We start from the raw sequence: 18634 nt of genomic DNA, 5'->3' as shown, positions 1-18634 counted from the left end.
AGCCGGCCCTGGTGGCCGGCTTTTTACATTGCAGTACAGTTTAGCGCGTTTTCAGGGCGCTGGGATTAAGGGTTAACCCCTGATAGTGCGACACCCACGAAGAGTATTTCTCAGGCGCAGCCCAGACACGGTAATGCAGACGCGCCAGGGTGACCGGGTCGCTTAACAATACCAGACGGCGATCGCGGTTCAGTTTATCCGGCGTTTCGTTCAGCGCCTGCTCGACGTGGCGATCGCGGGCGATCTCCAGTACCTGGCTGGCGCGGTGGCGCGCCGTCGCCATGGCTGTCGCCAGCGCGTTAAACGACGGATGGAACACCGCATGCATAAAGCCGTCGTCCAGGGTACGTTCGCGGTTCTGATGCAAATAGCGGTCAGTATCCAACAGTACCTGCGGCGTGTCGTACTCTTCCGGGATCAGGAACAGTTTCCAGCGTTTGGTACGCAGACCAACGGTAGCGCGACTGGAGATCACCGACACAAACGGCGACAGGATCAGCGAGAACACAATCGGCGCCAGCCAGAACAGGAAGCGCAGGTCGAGCCATGCCATCCCTACCGCCCATACCAGGCCCAGCAGCAACTGCGAGCCATGACGCATAAAGGCTTCGCCCCACGGAGTTGAGTCGTCGTCACGCTGCGGCGAATTCCACACCACTTCCCAGCCCAGGAACGCGCTTACCACGAACACGGTGTGGAACAGCATACGCACCGGGGCAAGCAGCACCGAGAACAGCACTTCCAGCAGCAGTGACACCGTCACACGCAGGAATCCGCCGTACTCTCTGGAGCCTTTGCACCAAATCAACAGCACGCTCAGCAGCTTAGGCAGGAACAGCAGCACCATGGTCGAGGCGAACAGCGCGATCGCTAATTCCGGACGCCACTGCGGCCAGACCGGATACAACTGGCGTGGTTGCAGAAAATACTGCGGTTCGGTTAACGCATGTACCACCTGCAATGCCGTAGAAAGCGCAAGGAACATAAACCACAGCGGCGCGGAGAGGTAGGACATCACCCCGGTCAGGAACACCGCACGGTGTACCGGGTGCATCCCTTTTACCAGGAACAACCGGAAGTTCATCAGGTTGCCGTGGCACCAGCGACGGTCGCGCTTCAGTTCATCTAACAGGTTTGGCGGCAGCTCTTCATAAGAACCCGGCAGGTCGTAGGCGATCCATACGCCCCACCCTGCGCGGCGCATCAGCGCGGCCTCTACAAAGTCATGGGACAAAATTGACCCCGCGAACGAACCTTCACCCGGCAGCGGCGCCAGGGCGCAGTGCTCGATGAACGGCTTGACGCGGATAATGGCGTTGTGGCCCCAGTAGTGCGATTCACCCAACTGCCAGAAATGCAGGCCAGCGGTAAACAGCGGGCCGTAGACTCGGGTAGCGAACTGCTGGCAACGGGCGTACAGCGTATCCATGCCGGAGGCTTTCGGGGAAGACTGAATGATCCCGGCATTCGGGTTCGCTTCCATCAGGCGCACCAGGCCGGTGAGACAGTCGCCGGTCATCACCGAGTCGGCGTCCAGCACCACCATATAGCTATACTGGCTGCCCCAGCGGCGACAGAAATCATCGATGTTACCGCTTTTACGCTTCACGCGACGGCGACGGCGGCGATAGAAGATCTGCCCTTCGCCCTGCACTTCGGCGATCAACTCCATCCAGGCTTTTTGCTCTGCCACGCAGATGTCCGGGTTGTAGCTGTCGCTCAGGATATAAACGTCGAAATGCTGCTGTTGCCCGGTGGCTTTGACTGACTCCCAGGTCGCCCGCAGGCCAGCGAATACGCGATCCACGTCTTCGTTGCAGATCGGCATGATAAGCGCGGTGCGATGCTCCGGATTGATAGGTTCATCGCCCACCGTCGAAGCGGAAATACTGTACTTATCCCGGCCTATCAACAGTTGCAGGAAGCCCATCAGCGCCGTCCAGAACCCCGCCGATACCCAGCAGAACAGGATAGCGAACAGGATCAGAATGCCGCTTTGCAGGATATACGGCAGTAGCTGCATGAATGACACCCACAGATCCTGGCCAAACATATCGGCAGGATTGATCAGCGCCCAGCCCTGATAAGGCAAAATGGTTTTCATATACCAGGTCGCGACGACCGTTTGCGACAGAGTCAGCAGCAGCAGGATGTAACGACGGATGGTGCCCACGGTACGCCACTTCTGCTCCGACGCCTGCTGTTCTTTGGTCAGGCGGGAGAGGTAGCGCGGCGCGACTTCACGGCCGCGCAGGCGATCCCAGAAGCGCCCAACCGGGTTGGTGCGCCAGGGGTCCGGAAACATCGAAGAGCGTTTTGCTTTCGGCATCGCCTGTAGCTGGGTGCGCCCTTCGTCATCTTTGATTAACTGTCCGTCAGCCAGTGAATCAGGCCAGCTCATCTCCAGACGTTTTTGAACGGATTCAAGCGGCGAGTCATCATCGCGGGAAACGGTAAAGCCTGGCTCGCCGAGCGCATGATGCACGTCACGCAGATCGGCGGAATTTTCCGCCAGCGCCGCTTTCGCCTGGGCGGAAAGCGGCAACGCCTCAATGTAGGAAGTAGACTTATTCATTGGCAGGTAGCTGATAGCTCCAGGTTTCACTCAGCGTCTGATCGCCATTGACCAGCGCGGCACGCATTTCGGTGGTTTTCTTGGCGTCTTTCAGCTTGACGCGCACAATCATCCGCCACCCTTTGGTGACAGGATTATAGCGCACGGCGCTTTCAACGATTTCACCGTTGTCGCCAATGCTGGTTTGCGCGCTGACCGGCGTTTCCGGCGGCAGATTTTTCATTTCCGGGCCAGCAAAATCCACCACGAACGCGATAGTGCCGTCCGGCTGACGGATCAGGTTCGACTGTTTCACATCGCCAGTGGAACGGCGGGTCTGGGTAACGTACGCGCTTTCCGGCGCATGGAGTTTGTCTTCATCACGACTAAAGGTAATCGTGTATTTGAAGTTCATCTCTTTGCCCGGCTCCGGCAGCTGGTCCGGCGTCCAGTAGGCAACGATGTTGTCGTTGGTTTCGTCGTTGGTCGGGATTTCTACCAGTTCGACTTTGCCTTTACCCCAGTCGCCAACCGGCGTGACCCAGGCGCTCGGGCGCTGATCGTAACGATCATCGATATCTTCAAAACGCGAGAACTCGCGGCCACGTTGCAGCAGACCAAAGCCCTGCGGGTTTTCGGTGCTGAAGGAACTGACAGCCAGATGTTTCGGGTTATTCAGCGGACGCCAAATCCATTCGCCGTTGCCAGCTTTAATAGACAAACCGTTTGAGTCATGCAGTTCCGGGCGGTAATTAGTCGCAGGGGATGGCTGATTCGGCCCGAACAGGAACATGCTGGTAAGCGGCGCAACGCCCAGTTTGCCCACTTTGTCGCGCAGGTAAACTTTAGACTGAACGTCCACTACCGTATCGCGGCCCGGCAGGATCACAAACCGGTAAGCGCCGGTGGCACGCGGTGAATCCAGCAGCGCATAGATAGTCAGGCGTTTGTCCGTGGGTTTTGGCCGCTCGATCCAGAATTCGCGAAAACGCGGGAACTCTTCGCCGGATGGCAAGGCGGTGTCAATAGCCAGACCGCGCGCGGAGAGGCCGTACACCTGGCCCTGGCCAATCACGCGGAAGTAACTGGCCCCCAGCATACTGACGATTTCGTCGTTTTTATCTTTGCTGTTGATCGGATAAAGCACTTTGAAACCGGCGAAACCGAGATCTTTCACGGTGTCTTTGTCGTGCTGGACGCTGCCAAAATTGAAATAATCCGGGTTGTATTTGATTTTACGCACCGCCGTCGAGGTCACCTCATTGATGGTGACCGGCGTGTCGAAGTACATACCCTGATGATAAAATTCGAGCTTGAATGGGGTTTTGACGTTGTTCCAGTAGGCTTTGTCATGATTGAACTGGATCTGCTGATAGTCCGCGTATTTCATGTCGCGGAAAACGGACGGCAGATTGCTTTTCGGCGCTTCATAGCCTTTATCGGCTAATGATTTGGCCTGTTTTGCGACATCGTCAATGGAGAATGCCCAAACCGAGGTGGTATAAAGGGACAACATCACTGCCGCGCCTAACCAGTGCAATTTCATCATCTGTGGTTTAATTTTCATATTAATTAGCACATCCCCCTTTGTGTGCTTAAATCAATCCGATCCATTTTAATGGAAACTCAGGCTTTCCGACAACATAATCCCCTCTTTGTTCATCCCGCTGGCTCAGGGTTTATACAGTTGCGGGGGCTGGGATTCGTTTTACGAGTTATACCTGGAGACACTTACCCGCAGTTGGTGTAGGGTTGCGACGAATTTACCCACTTACGCACATAGCGATAAGACGAAAAGTCCGAGAGTTTGCGGAGTTATATGAAGACGACGTCAGTACAGCGAGAATATTTTCTGGATTCTATCCGCGCCTGGTTAATGCTGTTGGGGATCCCGTTTCACATTTCGTTAATCTATTCAAGCCACCACTGGCACGTAAACAGCGCCGCGCCCTCCTGGTGGCTGACCCTGTTCAACGATTTCATTCACGCGTTCCGGATGCAGGTGTTTTTCGTCATTTCCGGTTACTTTTCATACATGTTGTTCCTGCGTTACTCCCGCCCCAAATGGTGGAAAGTGCGCGTCGAGCGTGTCGGCATCCCGATGCTAACGGCGATCCCTCTGCTGACTGTGCCGCAATTTATTATGCTGCAATATGTCAAAGGCCAGGCGGACAAATGGCCTACCCTCAGCGGCTATGAAAAATATAATACGCTGGCCTGGGAGCTCATTTCCCATTTGTGGTTTTTACTGGTGCTAGTGGTATTAACTACCCTCGGGTTAATTTGGTTCAAAAATATATCCAGTGGGATCGCTGAAGGCCGTTTTGGTGGGTTAAAAAAAATCACCTTAGGAAAACTCTCAATTATTTTCTTTTTTCTCGGGCTGGTATATGCCGTAATTCGCCGCACACTTTTTATTGTCTGGCCCTCTATTTTAAGCGATGGCTTGTTTAATTTTATCGTTATGCAAACGCTGTTTTACGCGCCGTTTTTTATCCTCGGCGCGCTGGCGTTTAAGCATCAAAACCTTAAACAGCTGTTCATTCTGCCGTCGCGCGGCTGCACGCTGGGCGCGGCGATAGCGTTTCTGGCCTACCTGGCGAACCAGCGCTACGGCAGCGGCGACGCCTGGATGTACGAGACGGAATACGTGATCACTATGGTGCTGGGATTATGGATGGTCAACGTGGTGTTTTCGTTGGGTTACCGTCTGCTTAATTTCCAGTCGGCTCGCGTTACCTATTTCGTTAACGCATCGCTGTTTATCTATCTGGTGCACCATCCGCTGACGCTGTTCTATGGGGCGTATGTCACGCCGCATATTACGTCAAATACCCTTGGCTTTATCAGTGGATTAGTGTTTGTGATCGGCATTGCGCTGTTATTATATGAAATTCACCTGCGCATTCCTTTACTGCGTTTCCTGTTCTCCGGCAAGCCGCAAAATAAGCGGCCAGATGCCGTTGCGCAGACCAAATAATTACAGCAGCCACTCCACCGGGAGCCAGTAAGCCAGCGTGACCAGTACCCGCTGCCAGAAGCGGGTTTGCGGCTCCCGGGTTAATACCACCTCTTTCCCGTCACGATGTTCAATCCAGTTCACCCGCCCGGTATTGTCGAGCCGTAAGGTCCAGGCCGCATCCTGCTGGCTTTGGGTAAAACGGGTATGGATCTGTTGCGCCAGTTTCTGGCTTTCAATCACCAGCCCCATTTCGGTGTTCAACATCGCCGAGCGCGGATCAAAGTTAAACGACCCGATAAAAACGTGATGGGCATCAACGCTGAAGGTTTTGGCATGCAGGCTCGAACCGGAGTTACCGGTCAAGCCACGGTCATGCGGCGCACGCTCACGTTGCGGACCGGGTTTAAGTTCGTATAACGCAATCCCATGGCGCAGCAGTTTCTTGCGCCAGCGCGCATAGCCTGCATGTACCACCGCCACGTCGTTAGCCGCCAGGGAATTGGTCAGGATCGCAATGTCCACGCCTTTGCGCTTGAGCATCAGCAACTGCGCCACGCCCGCACGCGTCGGTACAAAGTAAGAAGAGATAATATCCAGCTGCTTTTTGGGTTCGCCGATAACGTTCAACAAGCGCAGCGGCAGCAGAGAATGTCGCCGCGCTTTGCCCTCCCCTTTCCGCGGATCGTCGCTCAGTAGACGGGTTTTGGCCCAAATCATAGTAAGCGTCCCGGCGTCCAGATGGGTGGCGAACTGCGTGGTAGCCAGTTTATCGAGATAAGACTGCGCCACCGGGTCTTGCTGCCACTCCGGCGGCAACTGTACCCGCTGTTCGATTTCATGCTCATTCACGTCGAGCACTTTTTCCAGCGTTGAAACCGACGCGCATTCCCAGTAACGTTCAAAGTCATCGCTGACATCCGCCACCACCGGCCCGATAGCCAGCACGTCCAGATCGGAAAACAGCGGCTGGTCCCCGGCGCCAAAATAGGCGTCACCCACGTTACGGCCACCAATAATGGTTGCCTCGCCATCAACGGTAAAACTCTTGTTATGCATCCGGCGATTGAGGCGCGCGAAATCGGTCAGGTAGCCCAACGCCCGCAGGGTGCGAAATGAAAAAGGGTTAAACAGACGGACTTCAATATTGGGATGGGAATTAAGCAGCCGCAGCGCACTGTCCATGCCCAGCGTATTATTATCATCGAGCAGCAGGCGCACGTGAACGCCGCGTTTGGCGGCCTCGAGCAACGCGCTAAACAACAGTCGCCCGGACATGTCGTCTTCCCAGATGTAATACTGCACATCCAGCGTCTGCTCCGCCATCTCGGCCAGCAAATAGCGGGCGGCGAAAGCATCCAGGCTATCAGCCAGTGGATGAACGCCGCTATAGTCGGGATGCGCCTGAGTTTTTGGGGCGATGGCGCGCCCAAGACGGGTGTTATGCGTCTTGTCCGGGTGGGAGCTGCGCAAGTAAGCGCTGGTAAAGTCGGGTGTTTTCTTCGTCATAGCAGACAAAGTATACCTGCTCCGGTAAAGCGTGCCGGGTAAGATAGTCTGAAACCGTGTTGACCGCGATTTCTGCCGCCGCCGGTTTCGGGTAGCCGTAAATCCCGGTACTGATGGCGGGAAACGCCACACTCTTATAGCCGTTGTCGCAGACCAGTTGCAGACTGTTTCGGTAAGCATCCGACAGAAGCTGCGCTTCATGCGCATCGCCATCGCGCCAGACCGGACCAACAGTATGGACCACCGCTTTCGCCGGTAAATTGCCCGCCACGGTAATCACCGCATGGCCGGTTGGACAGGTGCCCTGCTGCTGACGCACCTGCCTACAGGCCTCCATCAATGCCGGGCCAGCGGCACGATGAATCGCGCCGTCAACGCCCCCACCGCCCATCAGCGAAGAATTTGCCGCATTCACAATCACGTCGGTAGTCATACGGGTGATATCACCCTGCACAACCTCTATTCTGGATTTCATCGCCGCCTCCTTCTACCCCAGTAATGATTGTAGAACATCCGGGTTAGCGATAGGCGACGCTGAGAATCGCTAATTTTTTGTTGTCATCAAGATAGTGAAGCTGGACGGTTGCCGGTACATCGCTTTTTAGCCGGGCGTGATTAATATCTGCCACCGCGATAGTCTGTTTAACGCTTTTCGCGCCGACAGGGCAATCCGCTACAACATGATGTTGGTGATGAGAAAATTCGCAGCCTTGTTCGACAATGGCCCCGACAAAGTGGATCGTGCCGCCGTCAGCTAAAGCGTTGAACGCTAACATGGAGAGAGACAAGTAACCTATCGACAGAACTGAACGCATCATCATTTTATATTTCCTCTTAAACGCTTCATCCTGAAGACGGGATTGGGTCCTTTTTTTGTAACTATAATCCAACTGTTGATTAACATATTATTAATATTATGAACACAATTACACAGTTGACACACGTTTCGCTTAAGAGTGTTAACGGCAAAAAAATGACTAACTTCAATCAACAACAGAAATGATTATAAAATGCCCGGCGGCGACCACTGCTGCCTGAGGTTGATGGCTTTACCGTCGCTGACGGTAACCAGAATAGTGAGGTCGTCGCCCGGATCGACGTTGATGGCCAGACGGGATACAGAATAAGGTTCGTTGCCTTTTATATGCGCACGGGAGCTTTGACGGGTATTACTGTTGCCGGAGGTGCCTTTACGAACGGCTTCGAGTTGAATTTGGCATTCGCAATCCTGAGTAAGCATGACCTGCGGCACAATGGTCCAGACAGAGCCTTGTTGTTGAGCATCGAACACGATTTGGTTGGTTAGCGCGGCGAGTAACACCATGGTGTACATAACTGACCTCCAAAAAAAACAGGGCCGAAGCCCTGTTCTTAATGCGTTGTACGATTAGTACTGAGCAGCGTTCACGAAGTTGTTGTAACCGCGCTGAGTCACGTCTGCTTTCGCGTAGTTGTCGGTCTGGACAACGTTAGCGTAGTGAGAGTTACCGCGCTGGCTAATGGTGATATCAGAACGGATAGCGTTCTGATTCACGTTAACGGTGTTGTAGTTACCTTTCTGGGTAACGTCGGTATCAGAACCGAAACCGCCAGGCTGTTTAATATCAGCGGTGTTTTTCACACCATCCTGATCCAGCCAAATGTTGCTGTCTTTAGCAGACTGCTGAACATTCGCGAAGTTGTTGTAATGCGTTTGGTTAATATCCACCAGGGAGCCGTCAGCACCAGTCTGAACGGAATTCACAACGTGATGAGCGCCGTCCTGATAAATTTTCAACTCAGCGCCAGACTGCGAAGGTTGCCAGCCACCACGATCTGCCATCGCGCTTCCAGAGATAACCACTAATGCTGCAACTGCTGCCACTTTGAATAATTTCATGGTAAAACCCCCATCGGATTGATATTAAGTCGTTCAGAATTAGCGTTGTGTAACGCGTATATTCATAAACGAGTTCTTTTGAACAACAACTGCGGTTTTTTGCGTACCATACTGGGTAACATTCGCTCTGTTATTCGAGCCTTTTTGAATAACAATCGCGCTATTACCAAACCCATTCTGTTGTATATCCGCATCATTACGGAAACCGTCCTGAGAGACATACGCCAGATTGTAATTTCCTGATTGGTCTACATTTGCTCTGTTGCCGGTGCCGTTCTGCATGACAACGGTTTGCAATTTATGGCCGTCCTGGCGGGTATCGGTTCTATTATGAGAACCATCTTGACCAATAATCGCTGCCTGATTGTATGAAGACTTGCTTAATTCATTCACAGCAAAGTTATATTCTGCTGCCGCAAGATCATTACTATATGAATAAGCCACAGCGGGCGTACCCAATATAGTCAACATCATCAACAACAATTTGTTTTTCATGTTGTCACCTTGGGCTGGCAGGATAATTAATACAATTATCCTTTCAATCATTTCTAATTTGTAAACACAACTAACAAAATGTTATTGCTGCGTTACGGAGAAGAGTATGTCCGGGGAAAGATATTTAATATCTCACCCGCGAGTCGTATTTTTTCTTATTGCGTCATTAAAAAGTATGAGAATGAAATTAGGTAATAAAGAAGGAAAAAACTTTTAGTCGTAAAATCGATAAAAAGGTAAGAACAGAATCATGAGGTTGTAACAAACGAAGCGGCTGAAAACAGGTGCGAGAGGTCGATCAAAAAAATCTCTGGGCGATGCTGTCACCACCGGCTCATTATCTATACAAACCTTACGCCCCTCGTCCCGGTAGGGTGATCACGCAGATTAGAGGTAATACGCTTTTGGATAACCTTAAAAATAAGCTTAAAATACAATAAGATAAAAATATTTGTGTGATTTTTAAAATGATGCAAATCATTAAAAATGTACAACTTACCTATTAATTTTTCCATATTTGAAATCCTTTGATTAACATTTGTATATTCCATTTTACATTCTGTAACATCTTTAACACTTGATTTAAGATTAGTAATGGCTAGATTGAATTCAGCAGTACAAATAAATGTCTCTCTTTTTCATCACCCTCTCCGGGGATGATTGATTATTTTTCTATACACAGCAGTGCAGCATCTGTCAGTACTTCTGGTGGGCTGAATATATATTCAGCCCAGCTGTCAGGTGTCAATATAAAAAACAGTGGGGTTTAATCATGTACAATGAAGTCCAGAGCATACATGGCCAAACGTTGTTCTTGATTACTAAACCGTCTTTACAGGCGACAGCGTTATTACAGCATTTAAAATCATCTCTTGGAATAAACGGTAAATTGCATAACATTCAGCGTTCCGTTGATGACATTGCAGCTAACAGTTTGATTCTGCTTGATATGATGGAAGCTGATAAGAAGCTGATTCAGTACTGGCAGGACAATTTAGGCCGCAAGAACATCAATCTCAAGGTTGTGCTACTGAATACACCCGATGAATATCCGTTTCGAGAAATCGAGGGGTGGCCGCATATTCATGGGGTGTTTTATGCCCATGAAGACCAGTCCTGCGTTATCGAAGGGATGCGAGGCGTACTGCGCGGCGAATGCTACTTTTCGCAAAAGCTTGCCAGTTATTTGATTACTCAATCGGGTAATTATCGCTACAACGGTGGTGAATCAACGTTGCTTACGCACCGTGAGAAAGAGATCCTTAATAAATTACGCGTCGGCGCTTCAAATATTGAAATCGCTCAGGCCTTATTTATTAGTGAAAACACGGTTAAAACCCATCTTTATAATTTATTTAAAAAGATCGCGGTAAAAAACCGTACTCAAGCTGTTTCGTGGGCAAACGATAACCTCAGGCGATAAGCCATGAAAAATCTCAAACCTTTACTGGTGGCCTGTGGAATTTTCTGGGCCACTACGACTGCACACGCCGTAGAAGTAGAAGTGCCGGGATTATTAACTGACCGTACCGTTTCGTCTATTGGTCATGATTTTTATCGTGAATTTAGCCATAAATGGGAAAGTGCATATCCTGGAAACTTATCCATCAATGAAAGACCCAGCGCCCGATGGGGAAGCTGGATAACCATTACCCTGGATCAGGAAGTGCTTTTCCAACTCTTCCTGTTCCCTACAAAACGAGACTTTGAACAAAACGTCGATATTGCACTTGCGCAGACCCAGGAAGCATTGCAGCGTCGTCAAATAGATAAAGTTTTATTGAGTACCGGTGATTTAACCAGCGATGAATTTTAATTCTCCATAAAACCTATTCAGGAGGCTGACATGCGTCTCGCATACGGCATGATTTCATTGATGTTAATTGCGCCACTGTCGTGGGGCGGAAATATGACGTTTCAATTCCGCAACCCGAATTTTGGCGGTAACCCGAATAACGGCGCTTTTTTATTAAACAGCGCGCAAGCGCAAAACTCGTACAAAGATCCCAGTTATGACGATGATTTAGGCTACGAAGCCCCTACCGCGCTGGATAGCTTTAGTCAGGCTCTGCAATCCCAGGTGCTGGGTAATCTGATGTCGAATATCAGCACTGGTACACCGGGGAGAATGGTGACCAGCGATTATGTTGTCGATATTGCAAACCGCGACGGGCAGCTGCAGCTGAACGTTACCGACCGTAAGACCGGTAAAACCTCTGTTATCGAGGTATCGGGATTACAGTACAGCTCCGGCACAGAATAACCCGGTTAAAAAGGATTCTTATCATGCAGCGCTTACTTTTACTTCTGGCAGTGACGTTATTAAGTGGCTGTTTAACCGCTCCCCCAAAAGAAGCGGCAAAACCCACTCTGATGCCCCGCGCACAAAGCTATCGCGATTTGGTGAAGCTCCCCGATCCAAAAGGCAAGCTGTATGTGTCGGTGTATAACATTCAGGATGAAACCGGGCAGTTCAAGCCGTACCCGGCGAGTAACTTCTCAACCGCCGTACCACAGAGCGCCACGTCAATGCTGGTTACGGCGTTGAAAGATTCGAAGTGGTTTATCCCACTCGAACGCCAGGGCCTGCAAAACCTGCTTAACGAGCGCAAAATCATTCGCGCCGCCCAGGAAAACGGCACCGTCGCGCCTAACAACCGTCAGCCGCTCGATTCGCTGCGGGCGGCGAATATCATGATCGAAGGTTCGATTATCGGTTATGAAAGTAACGTGAAATCAGGCGGCGTGGGCGCGCGTTACTTCGGCATTGGCGCGGATACCCAGTACCAGCTCGACCAGATTGCCGTGAACTTGCGCGTGGTGAATGTCAGTACCGGTGAAGTACTGTCATCCGTCAATACCAGCAAAACGATCTTGTCCTATGAAGTTCAGGCTGGCGTGTTCCGCTTTATTGACTATCAGCGGCTACTGGAAGGCGAAATGGGCTACACCTCGAATGAGCCTGTGATGATGTGCCTGATGTCCGCCATTGAAACCGGCGTGATCTATCTGGTGAATGACGGGATTAACCGCGGGCTGTGGGATCTGCAAAACCCGGCTGACATGAATAACAAAGTGCTGGCGAAGTATCGGGATATGGCGACGCCGCCGGAATCCTGATAGCTAACCGCAGCAATAAAAAACCAGCTCAGGCTGGTTTTTTTTCGTTTTGCGCCAGTGCTTTTTTCTCGCTACGGCTGCCAAGCCAAAGACCGCTGGTTTTCATGGCGAAACCAAACAGCAAGCCTAACAGTAGTGATGGGACAATCACTTTCCAGTCCCCCTGCCCTGCAAAGGTCGCGCAGGCGCCAATAAAGGTGCCCGGCACAAACGACAGCAACAGGTGCTTTGCCTGAACGCACATCAGGAACGCCACCACGCCGGTAATGACATAGCCGAGAACAGAAAACTGCGGCGCCATGGCGCTGGTATGGATGATCACCTGCGCCCACAGCACGCCGCTGCACAGGGTACAGGCGGTCATTAGCAAGCCCTTAAAGCCGGTTTTCGGGCAGGCGAAATAGGCAGTGCAGCCCAGGAAGCCCGCCCAGCTAATCAGACCGAGTGAAATCGCCACCCAACCCCAAAGGCCAGAGAGGATGCCTGTCGTCAGTGCTAAAGAAATGAGTATGTTCATGGCGGCCTATTTTATCAGAAGCCCTGGCTACTGATGAGATATGCCGCACATAATTTGCAATTTGAATGGCGTCGTTACATTTGCAACGTGACTTATATCACTATTCTTCTTCACCCTCTTCGGTCAACTCGTCCCACATTGCCAGCACGGCCTCACGAGAAAGCTGAGCAAGGGTGCGCCAGAAGGGGGTTGTGGCGTTGGCTTCCACTTTGCCAAAGAAAATCTCACACCACGGCAGCAGATAGTCGGCGAACAGGGTTTCCAGCGCTTCGCTCTCGTCATCCGCAGCGTTATCTTCCAGCCAGGAGGCGGCAAGCAGTAGCGTGCCGATATGATCGGCAGGCGTTTCGCCCAGCGGCATACCGCGAGCGTGCAAAAAAGCCCGGACATCCGCTTCCTGCTGCTCCTGCTGCCAGTGCGAACCACAGGGCGGCACGCGGCACGCTTCACCGACAAACAGCGCATCGTAGTCTGCCGTCAGCGCGGGCAGGTCCACGCTTTTCTGCAACCGCGCCAGCAGCTCGTCCTGCTCCAGCGGCCAGTTCTGCGCCAGTTTTCCCTCTTTAATCAGAGTGAAAATCGGCGCCATAACCGGATCGCCGGGATGGCGGTAATAAAGTGAGCCCAACAGGCGGCAAATAATAGAAAATTCGTTCATAAACATTCCATTGAGGGGGATTAAAAATCGGCAAATTCAGGGATTGGCGCCCTGCCGCGTGATTCAAGGAAATTCAGGAAGCGGCGCGGCGTAACGTTAAGGATCCGGTCCTCCGGGAAATCAACGGCGCGGATAATTTTCAGGCTTTCATCGAAATTACCCAGGGTAAACGCCGTATGGGAATCTGAACCCAGCGCCAGCCAGCCGCCTGTGTCGCGTACCGCAGCGGCGATGCGGGTACAGTTGGCCTCGCTCCCCTTGCGGGAGTGCAAAAAGGATGAGTTATTGATTTCCAGCGCCACATGATACTTCGCAGCGGCTTCGGCGATGGCATCAATATCTACCGGGAATTTCGGGTTGCCGGGGTGGCTAATCATATGCACGTCGCCGTTAGCCATTGCGGCGATCATCGCTTCGGTATGCGTATCGCGATCCTGCGGCGGGAATACCGGCTCGTGGAAACCGGCGATGATAAAATCCAGCGCATCCAGCATCGGGCCGGTGCAGTCAATCTCGCCCGCGGTATTTTTGATATTGGCTTCAATGCCGCGCAAAATCCCTACGCCATCCACCACACGTGGCCAAATACGCATATTAATAAAGTGCCAGTGGTGCGGCGCATCCGCCATGTCAGGGCCGTGATCGGTAATAGCAAACAGTTTGATGCCGTTTTGCTTTGCCGCGGCGATATAGTCATGAAGGTTGCTGTAAGCGTGAGTACTGGCGACGGTATGCATATGCAGGTCAACGGGATACATGGTTTTCTCCTCTTACGTTTTCACTAAGGATACCAGTTTCAGCGTTGAAGCTCACGAAATGCCCGGCGAGGCTCGCCGGGCGGGCTGTTAATAGCCGCGTTTCAGATCCACCTGGCCGGCGGGGATCTCGCCGCTATCAAGGCGAGTAATGGTGTCGCGGATATAGGCGATAGCCTCCAGCGGACGGGTTACGGCGGCGATATGCGGGGTGATTGTCACCCGCGGATGCGCCCAGAGCGGGCTGGAGGCGGGCAGCGGTTCGCGGCTGAACACATCCAGCATTGCCGCTTTAATTTTGCCGCTGTCCAGTGCGGCCAGTAAATCCTCCTCCACCAGGTGCACGCCGCGCGCCAGGTTGATGATGTATGCGTTATCCGCCAGTTTATTGAGCAGCTGATGATTAATAATGCCGACAGTTTCCGGGGTATTCGGCAGCAGATTGATCAGCACCCGGGTGCCGGAGAGAAACGCGTCAAGCTCGTCCTGGCCTGCGAAGCTTTCAACGTTGGGATAGTGTTTGCGGCTGCGGCTCCAGCAGCGCACCGGGAAACCCCAGGCGACCAGGCTTTCCGCGACTTTGCCTCCCAGAACGCCGGCCCCAAGGATACCGAGGGTAAAATCTTCACGGGTATACTCGTCCAGCGGGTTCCAGACCCCCTGCTGTTTCTGCGCCTGATAATCGTCAAAGCGTCGGAACCAGTGCAGAACCTGGCTTACGGCATACTCCTGCATTTGCAGGGCCATACCGGTATCTTCGAGGCGGTACAGCGGCACGCCCGCTGGCAACATATCGGGATGTTTTTGCAGTTGGCTGAGGATGGAATCCACGCCCGCGCCCAGCGCAAAAACGGCTTTCAGGGTTTTACGCCCACTGAGCATTTCAACGGGCGGGTGCCATACCAGCGCGTAATCTGCATGGTCATTATCGCCAGGTTTCCACTCACGCACCCGCGCCTGCGGCAGCGCCTGATGTAATTTATCGAGCCAGAACCCCGTATCAAAGGTGGGGTGATAAAAAATGATGTCCATAGCGTCTCCTCTTTTTATACCAGGATCGCGGCAAACCTTAGCAGATGCAAGGCGCATTGCCCTGAATTTCATCAATTTGCTGTTTAAAGAATCAGGTTGTTTGAAGTTTGATTAAACGCGCGCAATAACGCGAAAAGTTGATTGACGGCACAGCAGGATTTCCCTACATTAGCGCCCGTCCCGGACAGAACGGGGCGACAATATGGTGAGGTGTCCGAGTGGCTGAAGGAGCACGCCTGGAAAGTGTGTATACGGCAACGTATCGGGGGTTCGAATCCCCCCCTCACCGCCATATTTTGAAAAAAGCTCATACGAAAGTATGAGCTTTTTTCTTTTCCGCTCCGTACTGGGGGGATGAGAACCCCCGACCGGGGTTCGACCACTGGCGCAGCCAGTGGGACGGAATGGCCGCAGGCCATGACGCCCGAAGGGCGAGCGAAGCGAGTCAATCCCCCCCTCACCGCCATATTTTGAAAAAAGCTCATACGAAAGTATGAGCTTTTTTCTTATCCGCTCCGTACTGGGGGGGATGAGAACCCCCGACCGGGGTTCGACCACGGCGCAGCCAGTGGGACAGACTGCGAGCGTAGCGAACAGGCTGCCCGAAGGGCGAGCGAAGCGAGTCAATCCCCCCTCACCGCCATATTTTGAAAAAAGCTCATACGAAAGTATAAGCTTTTTTCTTATCTGCTCCGTACTGGGGGGGTGAGAACCCCCGACCGGGGTTCGACCACTGGCGCAGCCAGTGGGACGGAATGGCCGCAGGCCATGAGGCCCGCACAAAAACGCCGGGAGCGTTTTTAAACAACGCCTGCATTGGCCCCGGAGGGGCGAGGCCCAGGGATGGGCCGAGTAACGGCGAGCGAAGCGAGTCAATCCTCCCCTCACCGCCATATTCCTGAAAGATTCCCATGAGGTGGTCAATGATGTACACAACATATTAAAAGCAGGAAAATAACCCTTTGGCAGCATTCATTTTTATTTACACAGAGCAACGGAACGTTATCATCTAAATAATATAAGAATCTGCGTTCGTGACATAAACCACAAAATATTATACTTAAACACCTGAAAATGAGTAACCGAAACACAGACATAATGACTTACCTGGGCTGTACTCTACGGTTAAACACAGCAAAGCGTTATTATGATAACTCGTCAATAAAATGCTAACAAAAATTTAAACGGCCAGTGCTCAAACCATCATATTCTAAAAACTCAGGTAACGTTTATGCCTTACATTCTCTTGACGCTGGCAGCAGTTTTTTGGGGCGGGAATTATGTTGCGGGAAGTGTTCTTGTTCACTATATAAATCCATATGCTCTTAGTATTTTCAGATGGGGATTAACCACCATCCTGATGTTTTCGCTATATTGGAAAGTCATCTCAAAAGAATGGCATTTGCTAGTAAGCAATCTGAAGATTAATGCTCTTTACGCACTACTGGGCCAAATCCTTTTCCCCCTGACGCTGTATATAGGGTTACAGTATACCAGTTCACTGAATGCTTCTATTTACATATCCACTACCCCCTGCCTTGTTCTGTTGATCAATTCCTTATTTTTCAAGGAAAAAATATCACTGCGCAACATTTTAGGTGTTATCGTCAGTACTGCGGGCGTCATCTATTTAGCTTTTTCAAATTCAAGTAATGGGAAGTTAACATCATTTGGTCCTGGCGATATGCTTACGATTATGTCAGCGCTAAGCTGGGCGTGCTATTGCGCATTACTCCGTCTGAAAGATAGACGCGTAAGCAATACTGCTTTTGTAGGATTCAGTTCATTGCTCGGAACTCTTATATTGATACCTGTCTACTTAATATACTGTTATCATATTGGCAATGTGACCATGTTTAAGGAAACTCCATCTTTGTATCCTGTTTTAGGTGCAATTTATCTCGTAATATTTCCCTCCTGGCTATCTTATGTCTTCTGGAATAAAGGAGTGCAACACCTCGGCACAACCAGAAGTGAGATATTTACTCATATTATCCCTGTATCAGGAGGATTACTGAGTATTATTTTACTGGACCAGGATTTCCATTCATACCATCTGGTTACGTTAATTCTTATAGTTATTGGGATCGTTCTTTGTTCAGGAAAAAAGTGACAATCTGACTGACCGCTCCCAGCGACATTGACGTATCATGGATATCATATTTTATGATATCCGTTTCTGATGTTTGACTGCTGACTCGCAATCATTAATGTTTCGCGTTAGGGGTACCCTACGAAGGGTATATGACACACATGAAGTGCTCGTAAACAGCACCCATGCCGCGTTAAATGTTCACTAAAAAAGTATGTTGTAACTAAATCACCCACCCTACCCCCTAACCACTCCAATCCCTCGCTCCGCAAACGGCCTCAGCACCTCTTCTTGCGTCTCCTTCGCCACCACCAGCGTATTAACCAGTGAAATATCCCCAATCCCCCAGGGCGAAGCAGTATTCAATTTTTCCGGGGAGGCCATCACAATCGTTTCGGCAGCGCGTGCTGCGAGCGCGCGTTTAATGCACGACTCTTCAAAATCGCCTGTTGTCAGCCCCGCCTCGGCATGCACGCCAGTTACCCCTAAAAAACACACGTCGGCATGAATTTTTGCCAGCCCTTCCAGCGTGGCGGCCCCGACAGTGACAATTGAATGCTTATAAAGCCGCCCGCCGATCAACACCACGTCAATATGTGGATGGTCAATCAGCCCCAGCGCAATCCCCGGGCTATGCGTGACCACGGTAAGGTTCAAATCAAGCGGCAGGCGCTTAACCAGTTCACCGGTGGTGGTGCCGCCGTCAATCAGCACTACCTGACCCGGCAAAATCAACTCCACCGCTTTGCGGGCAAGCCGTTGTTTGATGTCCAGCGACAGATTTTTGCGTTCCGCAAAAGTGGCCACAGCGGCTGAAGCCGGCAGCGCGCCGCCGTGCACCCGCTGCAACAGTCCTTCTGCGGACAACTCGCGCAAGTCCCGGCGAATGGTATCTTCGGATACAGCAAAAGTTTCGCTCAACTGCTTTGACAGCACCTGCCCCTGGTCGGCAAGCAATTCGAGGATCTTCTTTTTACGTTGCGGTGTGAGCATAAAATTCCCTTCACGAATTTGCACGAACACAATTGACTATGCACGATCTTGCACGTTATCGTGTCACCTTA

Annotated in this window: 19 protein-coding genes, 1 tRNA gene and 2 other RNA genes; 9 read left to right on the top strand and 13 right to left on the bottom strand. The window is 51.6% G+C overall.

What is annotated here, in order from left to right; all coding sequences use genetic code 11:
• Window positions 1–40: 40 nt before the first annotated feature.
• Both mdoH and mdoG read right to left on the bottom strand, forming a co-directional pair.
• Window positions 41–2575 (bottom strand): glucans biosynthesis glucosyltransferase MdoH, encoded by a 2535-nt coding sequence (gene mdoH, locus FHW74_RS18975; protein ID WP_183171907.1) that lies wholly within the window; start codon window positions 2573–2575, stop codon window positions 41–43.
• Window positions 2568–4103: a glucans biosynthesis protein MdoG gene (mdoG, locus tag FHW74_RS18970; RefSeq protein ID WP_183171971.1), complete on the bottom strand. Its 1536-nt coding sequence runs from the start codon at window positions 4101–4103 to the stop codon at window positions 2568–2570. Before mdoG ends, mdoH begins: the two co-directional genes overlap by 8 nt.
• A 270-nt stretch (window positions 4104–4373) precedes the next feature.
• Here mdoG and mdoC point away from each other — a divergent pair, with 270 nt between their 5' ends.
• Window positions 4374–5534 carry a glucans biosynthesis protein MdoC gene (gene mdoC / locus FHW74_RS18965; RefSeq protein ID WP_183171906.1) on the top strand — a complete coding sequence of 387 codons (1161 nt, stop codon included), beginning with the start codon at window positions 4374–4376 and terminating at the stop codon, window positions 5532–5534.
• Here the strand turns inward: mdoC and FHW74_RS18960 are convergent, their stop codons facing one another.
• The 6 genes from FHW74_RS18960 to csgB form a co-directional block, all read right to left on the bottom strand.
• Window positions 5535–7022: a phospholipase D family protein gene (locus tag FHW74_RS18960; protein ID WP_221192470.1), complete on the bottom strand. Its 1488-nt coding sequence runs from the start codon at window positions 7020–7022 to the stop codon at window positions 5535–5537.
• Window positions 6955–7497 carry an O-acetyl-ADP-ribose deacetylase gene (gene ymdB, locus FHW74_RS18955; RefSeq protein WP_183171905.1) on the bottom strand — a complete coding sequence of 181 codons (543 nt, stop codon included), beginning with the start codon at window positions 7495–7497 and terminating at the stop codon, window positions 6955–6957. Before ymdB ends, FHW74_RS18960 begins: the two co-directional genes overlap by 68 nt.
• A gap of 43 nt (window positions 7498–7540) precedes the next feature.
• Complete coding sequence (locus FHW74_RS18950) at window positions 7541–7843, bottom strand: type 1 fimbrial protein (RefSeq protein ID WP_183171904.1); 303 nt, start codon at window positions 7841–7843, stop codon at window positions 7541–7543.
• Window positions 7844–8025: 182 nt separating this feature from the next.
• On the bottom strand, window positions 8026–8355 hold the full coding sequence (gene csgC / locus FHW74_RS18945) for a curli assembly chaperone CsgC (protein WP_183171903.1): 330 nt from the start codon (window positions 8353–8355) through the stop codon (window positions 8026–8028).
• A gap of 54 nt (window positions 8356–8409) precedes the next feature.
• Complete coding sequence (locus FHW74_RS18940; protein WP_183171902.1) at window positions 8410–8844, bottom strand: hypothetical protein; 435 nt, start codon at window positions 8842–8844, stop codon at window positions 8410–8412.
• Between the two features lie 96 nt (window positions 8845–8940).
• A complete protein-coding gene (gene csgB / locus FHW74_RS18935; RefSeq protein WP_183171901.1) occupies window positions 8941–9396 on the bottom strand; it encodes a curli minor subunit CsgB in 456 nt (151 codons plus the stop codon).
• Window positions 9397–10168: 772 nt separating this feature from the next.
• Between csgB and csgD the strand changes: the two genes are divergently transcribed.
• Genes csgD through csgG form a run of 4 tightly spaced genes read left to right on the top strand, consistent with a single transcriptional unit; the run spans window position 10169 to window position 12516 of the window.
• Complete coding sequence (gene csgD / locus FHW74_RS18930) at window positions 10169–10819, top strand: biofilm master transcriptional regulator CsgD (protein WP_183171900.1); 651 nt, start codon at window positions 10169–10171, stop codon at window positions 10817–10819.
• Window positions 10820–10822: 3 nt separating this feature from the next.
• On the top strand, window positions 10823–11212 hold the full coding sequence (csgE, locus tag FHW74_RS18925; protein WP_183171899.1) for a curli production assembly/transport protein CsgE: 390 nt from the start codon (window positions 10823–10825) through the stop codon (window positions 11210–11212).
• Window positions 11213–11242: 30 nt separating this feature from the next.
• Complete coding sequence (csgF, locus tag FHW74_RS18920; protein WP_183171898.1) at window positions 11243–11659, top strand: curli production assembly/transport protein CsgF; 417 nt, start codon at window positions 11243–11245, stop codon at window positions 11657–11659.
• Window positions 11660–11682: 23 nt separating this feature from the next.
• Complete coding sequence (gene csgG, locus FHW74_RS18915; RefSeq protein ID WP_183171897.1) at window positions 11683–12516, top strand: curli production assembly/transport protein CsgG; 834 nt, start codon at window positions 11683–11685, stop codon at window positions 12514–12516.
• Window positions 12517–12544: 28 nt separating this feature from the next.
• On the opposite strand, the gene FHW74_RS18910 is transcribed toward csgG, so the two are convergent.
• The 4 genes from FHW74_RS18910 to ghrA all read right to left on the bottom strand — a co-directional run bounded on the left by FHW74_RS18910 (window position 12545) and on the right by ghrA (window position 15478).
• Window positions 12545–13033 carry a DUF1097 domain-containing protein gene (locus tag FHW74_RS18910; protein ID WP_183171896.1) on the bottom strand — a complete coding sequence of 163 codons (489 nt, stop codon included), beginning with the start codon at window positions 13031–13033 and terminating at the stop codon, window positions 12545–12547.
• A gap of 100 nt (window positions 13034–13133) precedes the next feature.
• Window positions 13134–13691 carry a molecular chaperone gene (locus FHW74_RS18905; protein WP_183171895.1) on the bottom strand — a complete coding sequence of 186 codons (558 nt, stop codon included), beginning with the start codon at window positions 13689–13691 and terminating at the stop codon, window positions 13134–13136.
• A 20-nt stretch (window positions 13692–13711) separates the two neighbouring features.
• The gene (locus tag FHW74_RS18900; RefSeq protein WP_183171894.1) at window positions 13712–14449 is read right to left on the bottom strand and encodes a phosphatase; all 738 of its coding nucleotides are present in this window, start codon (window positions 14447–14449) and stop codon (window positions 13712–13714) included.
• An 87-nt stretch (window positions 14450–14536) separates the two neighbouring features.
• Complete coding sequence (ghrA, locus tag FHW74_RS18895; RefSeq protein WP_183171893.1) at window positions 14537–15478, bottom strand: glyoxylate/hydroxypyruvate reductase GhrA; 942 nt, start codon at window positions 15476–15478, stop codon at window positions 14537–14539.
• Between the two features lie 204 nt (window positions 15479–15682).
• Here ghrA and FHW74_RS18890 point away from each other — a divergent pair.
• The 4 genes from FHW74_RS18890 to FHW74_RS18875 all read left to right on the top strand — a co-directional run bounded on the left by FHW74_RS18890 (window position 15683) and on the right by FHW74_RS18875 (window position 17591).
• A tRNA-Ser gene (locus tag FHW74_RS18890) sits at window positions 15683–15770 on the top strand.
• A 41-nt stretch (window positions 15771–15811) separates the two neighbouring features.
• A non-coding RNA gene (locus tag FHW74_RS18885) (RtT sRNA) lies at window positions 15812–15944 on the top strand.
• Between the two features lie 42 nt (window positions 15945–15986).
• Window positions 15987–16121, top strand: a non-coding RNA gene (locus FHW74_RS18880) — RtT sRNA.
• Between the two features lie 588 nt (window positions 16122–16709).
• Entirely contained in the window at window positions 16710–17591 is an 882-nt protein-coding gene (locus FHW74_RS18875) for a DMT family transporter (RefSeq protein ID WP_183171892.1), read from the top strand.
• A 216-nt stretch (window positions 17592–17807) separates the two neighbouring features.
• Here FHW74_RS18875 and FHW74_RS18870 read toward each other — a convergent pair whose 3' ends face one another.
• Complete coding sequence (locus tag FHW74_RS18870) at window positions 17808–18563, bottom strand: DeoR/GlpR family DNA-binding transcription regulator (RefSeq protein ID WP_183171891.1); 756 nt, start codon at window positions 18561–18563, stop codon at window positions 17808–17810.
• Window positions 18564–18634: the final 71 nt, after the last annotated feature.

The sequence above is a fragment of the Atlantibacter sp. RC6 genome (genome assembly GCF_014193285.1).
GTDB lineage: Bacteria > Pseudomonadota > Gammaproteobacteria > Enterobacterales > Enterobacteriaceae > Atlantibacter.
Note: the sequence above shows the minus strand (reverse complement) of the source record. Positions and strands in the feature narration are given on the sequence as shown.

Coding starts and splice junctions, on each gene's coding strand:
- mdoC (WP_183171906.1), top strand. CDS start 4,374: ATGAAGACGACGTCAGTACAGCGAGAATATTTTCTGGATTCTATCCGC.
- csgD (WP_183171900.1), top strand. CDS start 10,169: ATGTACAATGAAGTCCAGAGCATACATGGCCAAACGTTGTTCTTGATT.
- FHW74_RS18940 (WP_183171902.1), bottom strand. CDS start 8,844: ATGGCAGATCGTGGTGGCTGGCAACCTTCGCAGTCTGGCGCTGAGTTG.
- FHW74_RS18870 (WP_183171891.1), bottom strand. CDS start 18,563: ATGCTCACACCGCAACGTAAAAAGAAGATCCTCGAATTGCTTGCCGAC.
- FHW74_RS18900 (WP_183171894.1), bottom strand. CDS start 14,449: ATGTATCCCGTTGACCTGCATATGCATACCGTCGCCAGTACTCACGCT.
- FHW74_RS18960 (WP_221192470.1), bottom strand. CDS start 7,022: ATGACGAAGAAAACACCCGACTTTACCAGCGCTTACTTGCGCAGCTCC.
- csgB (WP_183171901.1), bottom strand. CDS start 9,396: ATGAAAAACAAATTGTTGTTGATGATGTTGACTATATTGGGTACGCCC.
- csgE (WP_183171899.1), top strand. CDS start 10,823: ATGAAAAATCTCAAACCTTTACTGGTGGCCTGTGGAATTTTCTGGGCC.
- FHW74_RS18950 (WP_183171904.1), bottom strand. CDS start 7,843: ATGATGATGCGTTCAGTTCTGTCGATAGGTTACTTGTCTCTCTCCATG.
- mdoH (WP_183171907.1), bottom strand. CDS start 2,575: ATGAATAAGTCTACTTCCTACATTGAGGCGTTGCCGCTTTCCGCCCAG.
- csgG (WP_183171897.1), top strand. CDS start 11,683: ATGCAGCGCTTACTTTTACTTCTGGCAGTGACGTTATTAAGTGGCTGT.
- FHW74_RS18910 (WP_183171896.1), bottom strand. CDS start 13,033: ATGAACATACTCATTTCTTTAGCACTGACGACAGGCATCCTCTCTGGC.
- FHW74_RS18875 (WP_183171892.1), top strand. CDS start 16,710: ATGCCTTACATTCTCTTGACGCTGGCAGCAGTTTTTTGGGGCGGGAAT.
- FHW74_RS18905 (WP_183171895.1), bottom strand. CDS start 13,691: ATGAACGAATTTTCTATTATTTGCCGCCTGTTGGGCTCACTTTATTAC.
- ymdB (WP_183171905.1), bottom strand. CDS start 7,497: ATGAAATCCAGAATAGAGGTTGTGCAGGGTGATATCACCCGTATGACT.
- csgF (WP_183171898.1), top strand. CDS start 11,243: ATGCGTCTCGCATACGGCATGATTTCATTGATGTTAATTGCGCCACTG.
- csgC (WP_183171903.1), bottom strand. CDS start 8,355: ATGTACACCATGGTGTTACTCGCCGCGCTAACCAACCAAATCGTGTTC.
- ghrA (WP_183171893.1), bottom strand. CDS start 15,478: ATGGACATCATTTTTTATCACCCCACCTTTGATACGGGGTTCTGGCTC.
- mdoG (WP_183171971.1), bottom strand. CDS start 4,103: ATGATGAAATTGCACTGGTTAGGCGCGGCAGTGATGTTGTCCCTTTAT.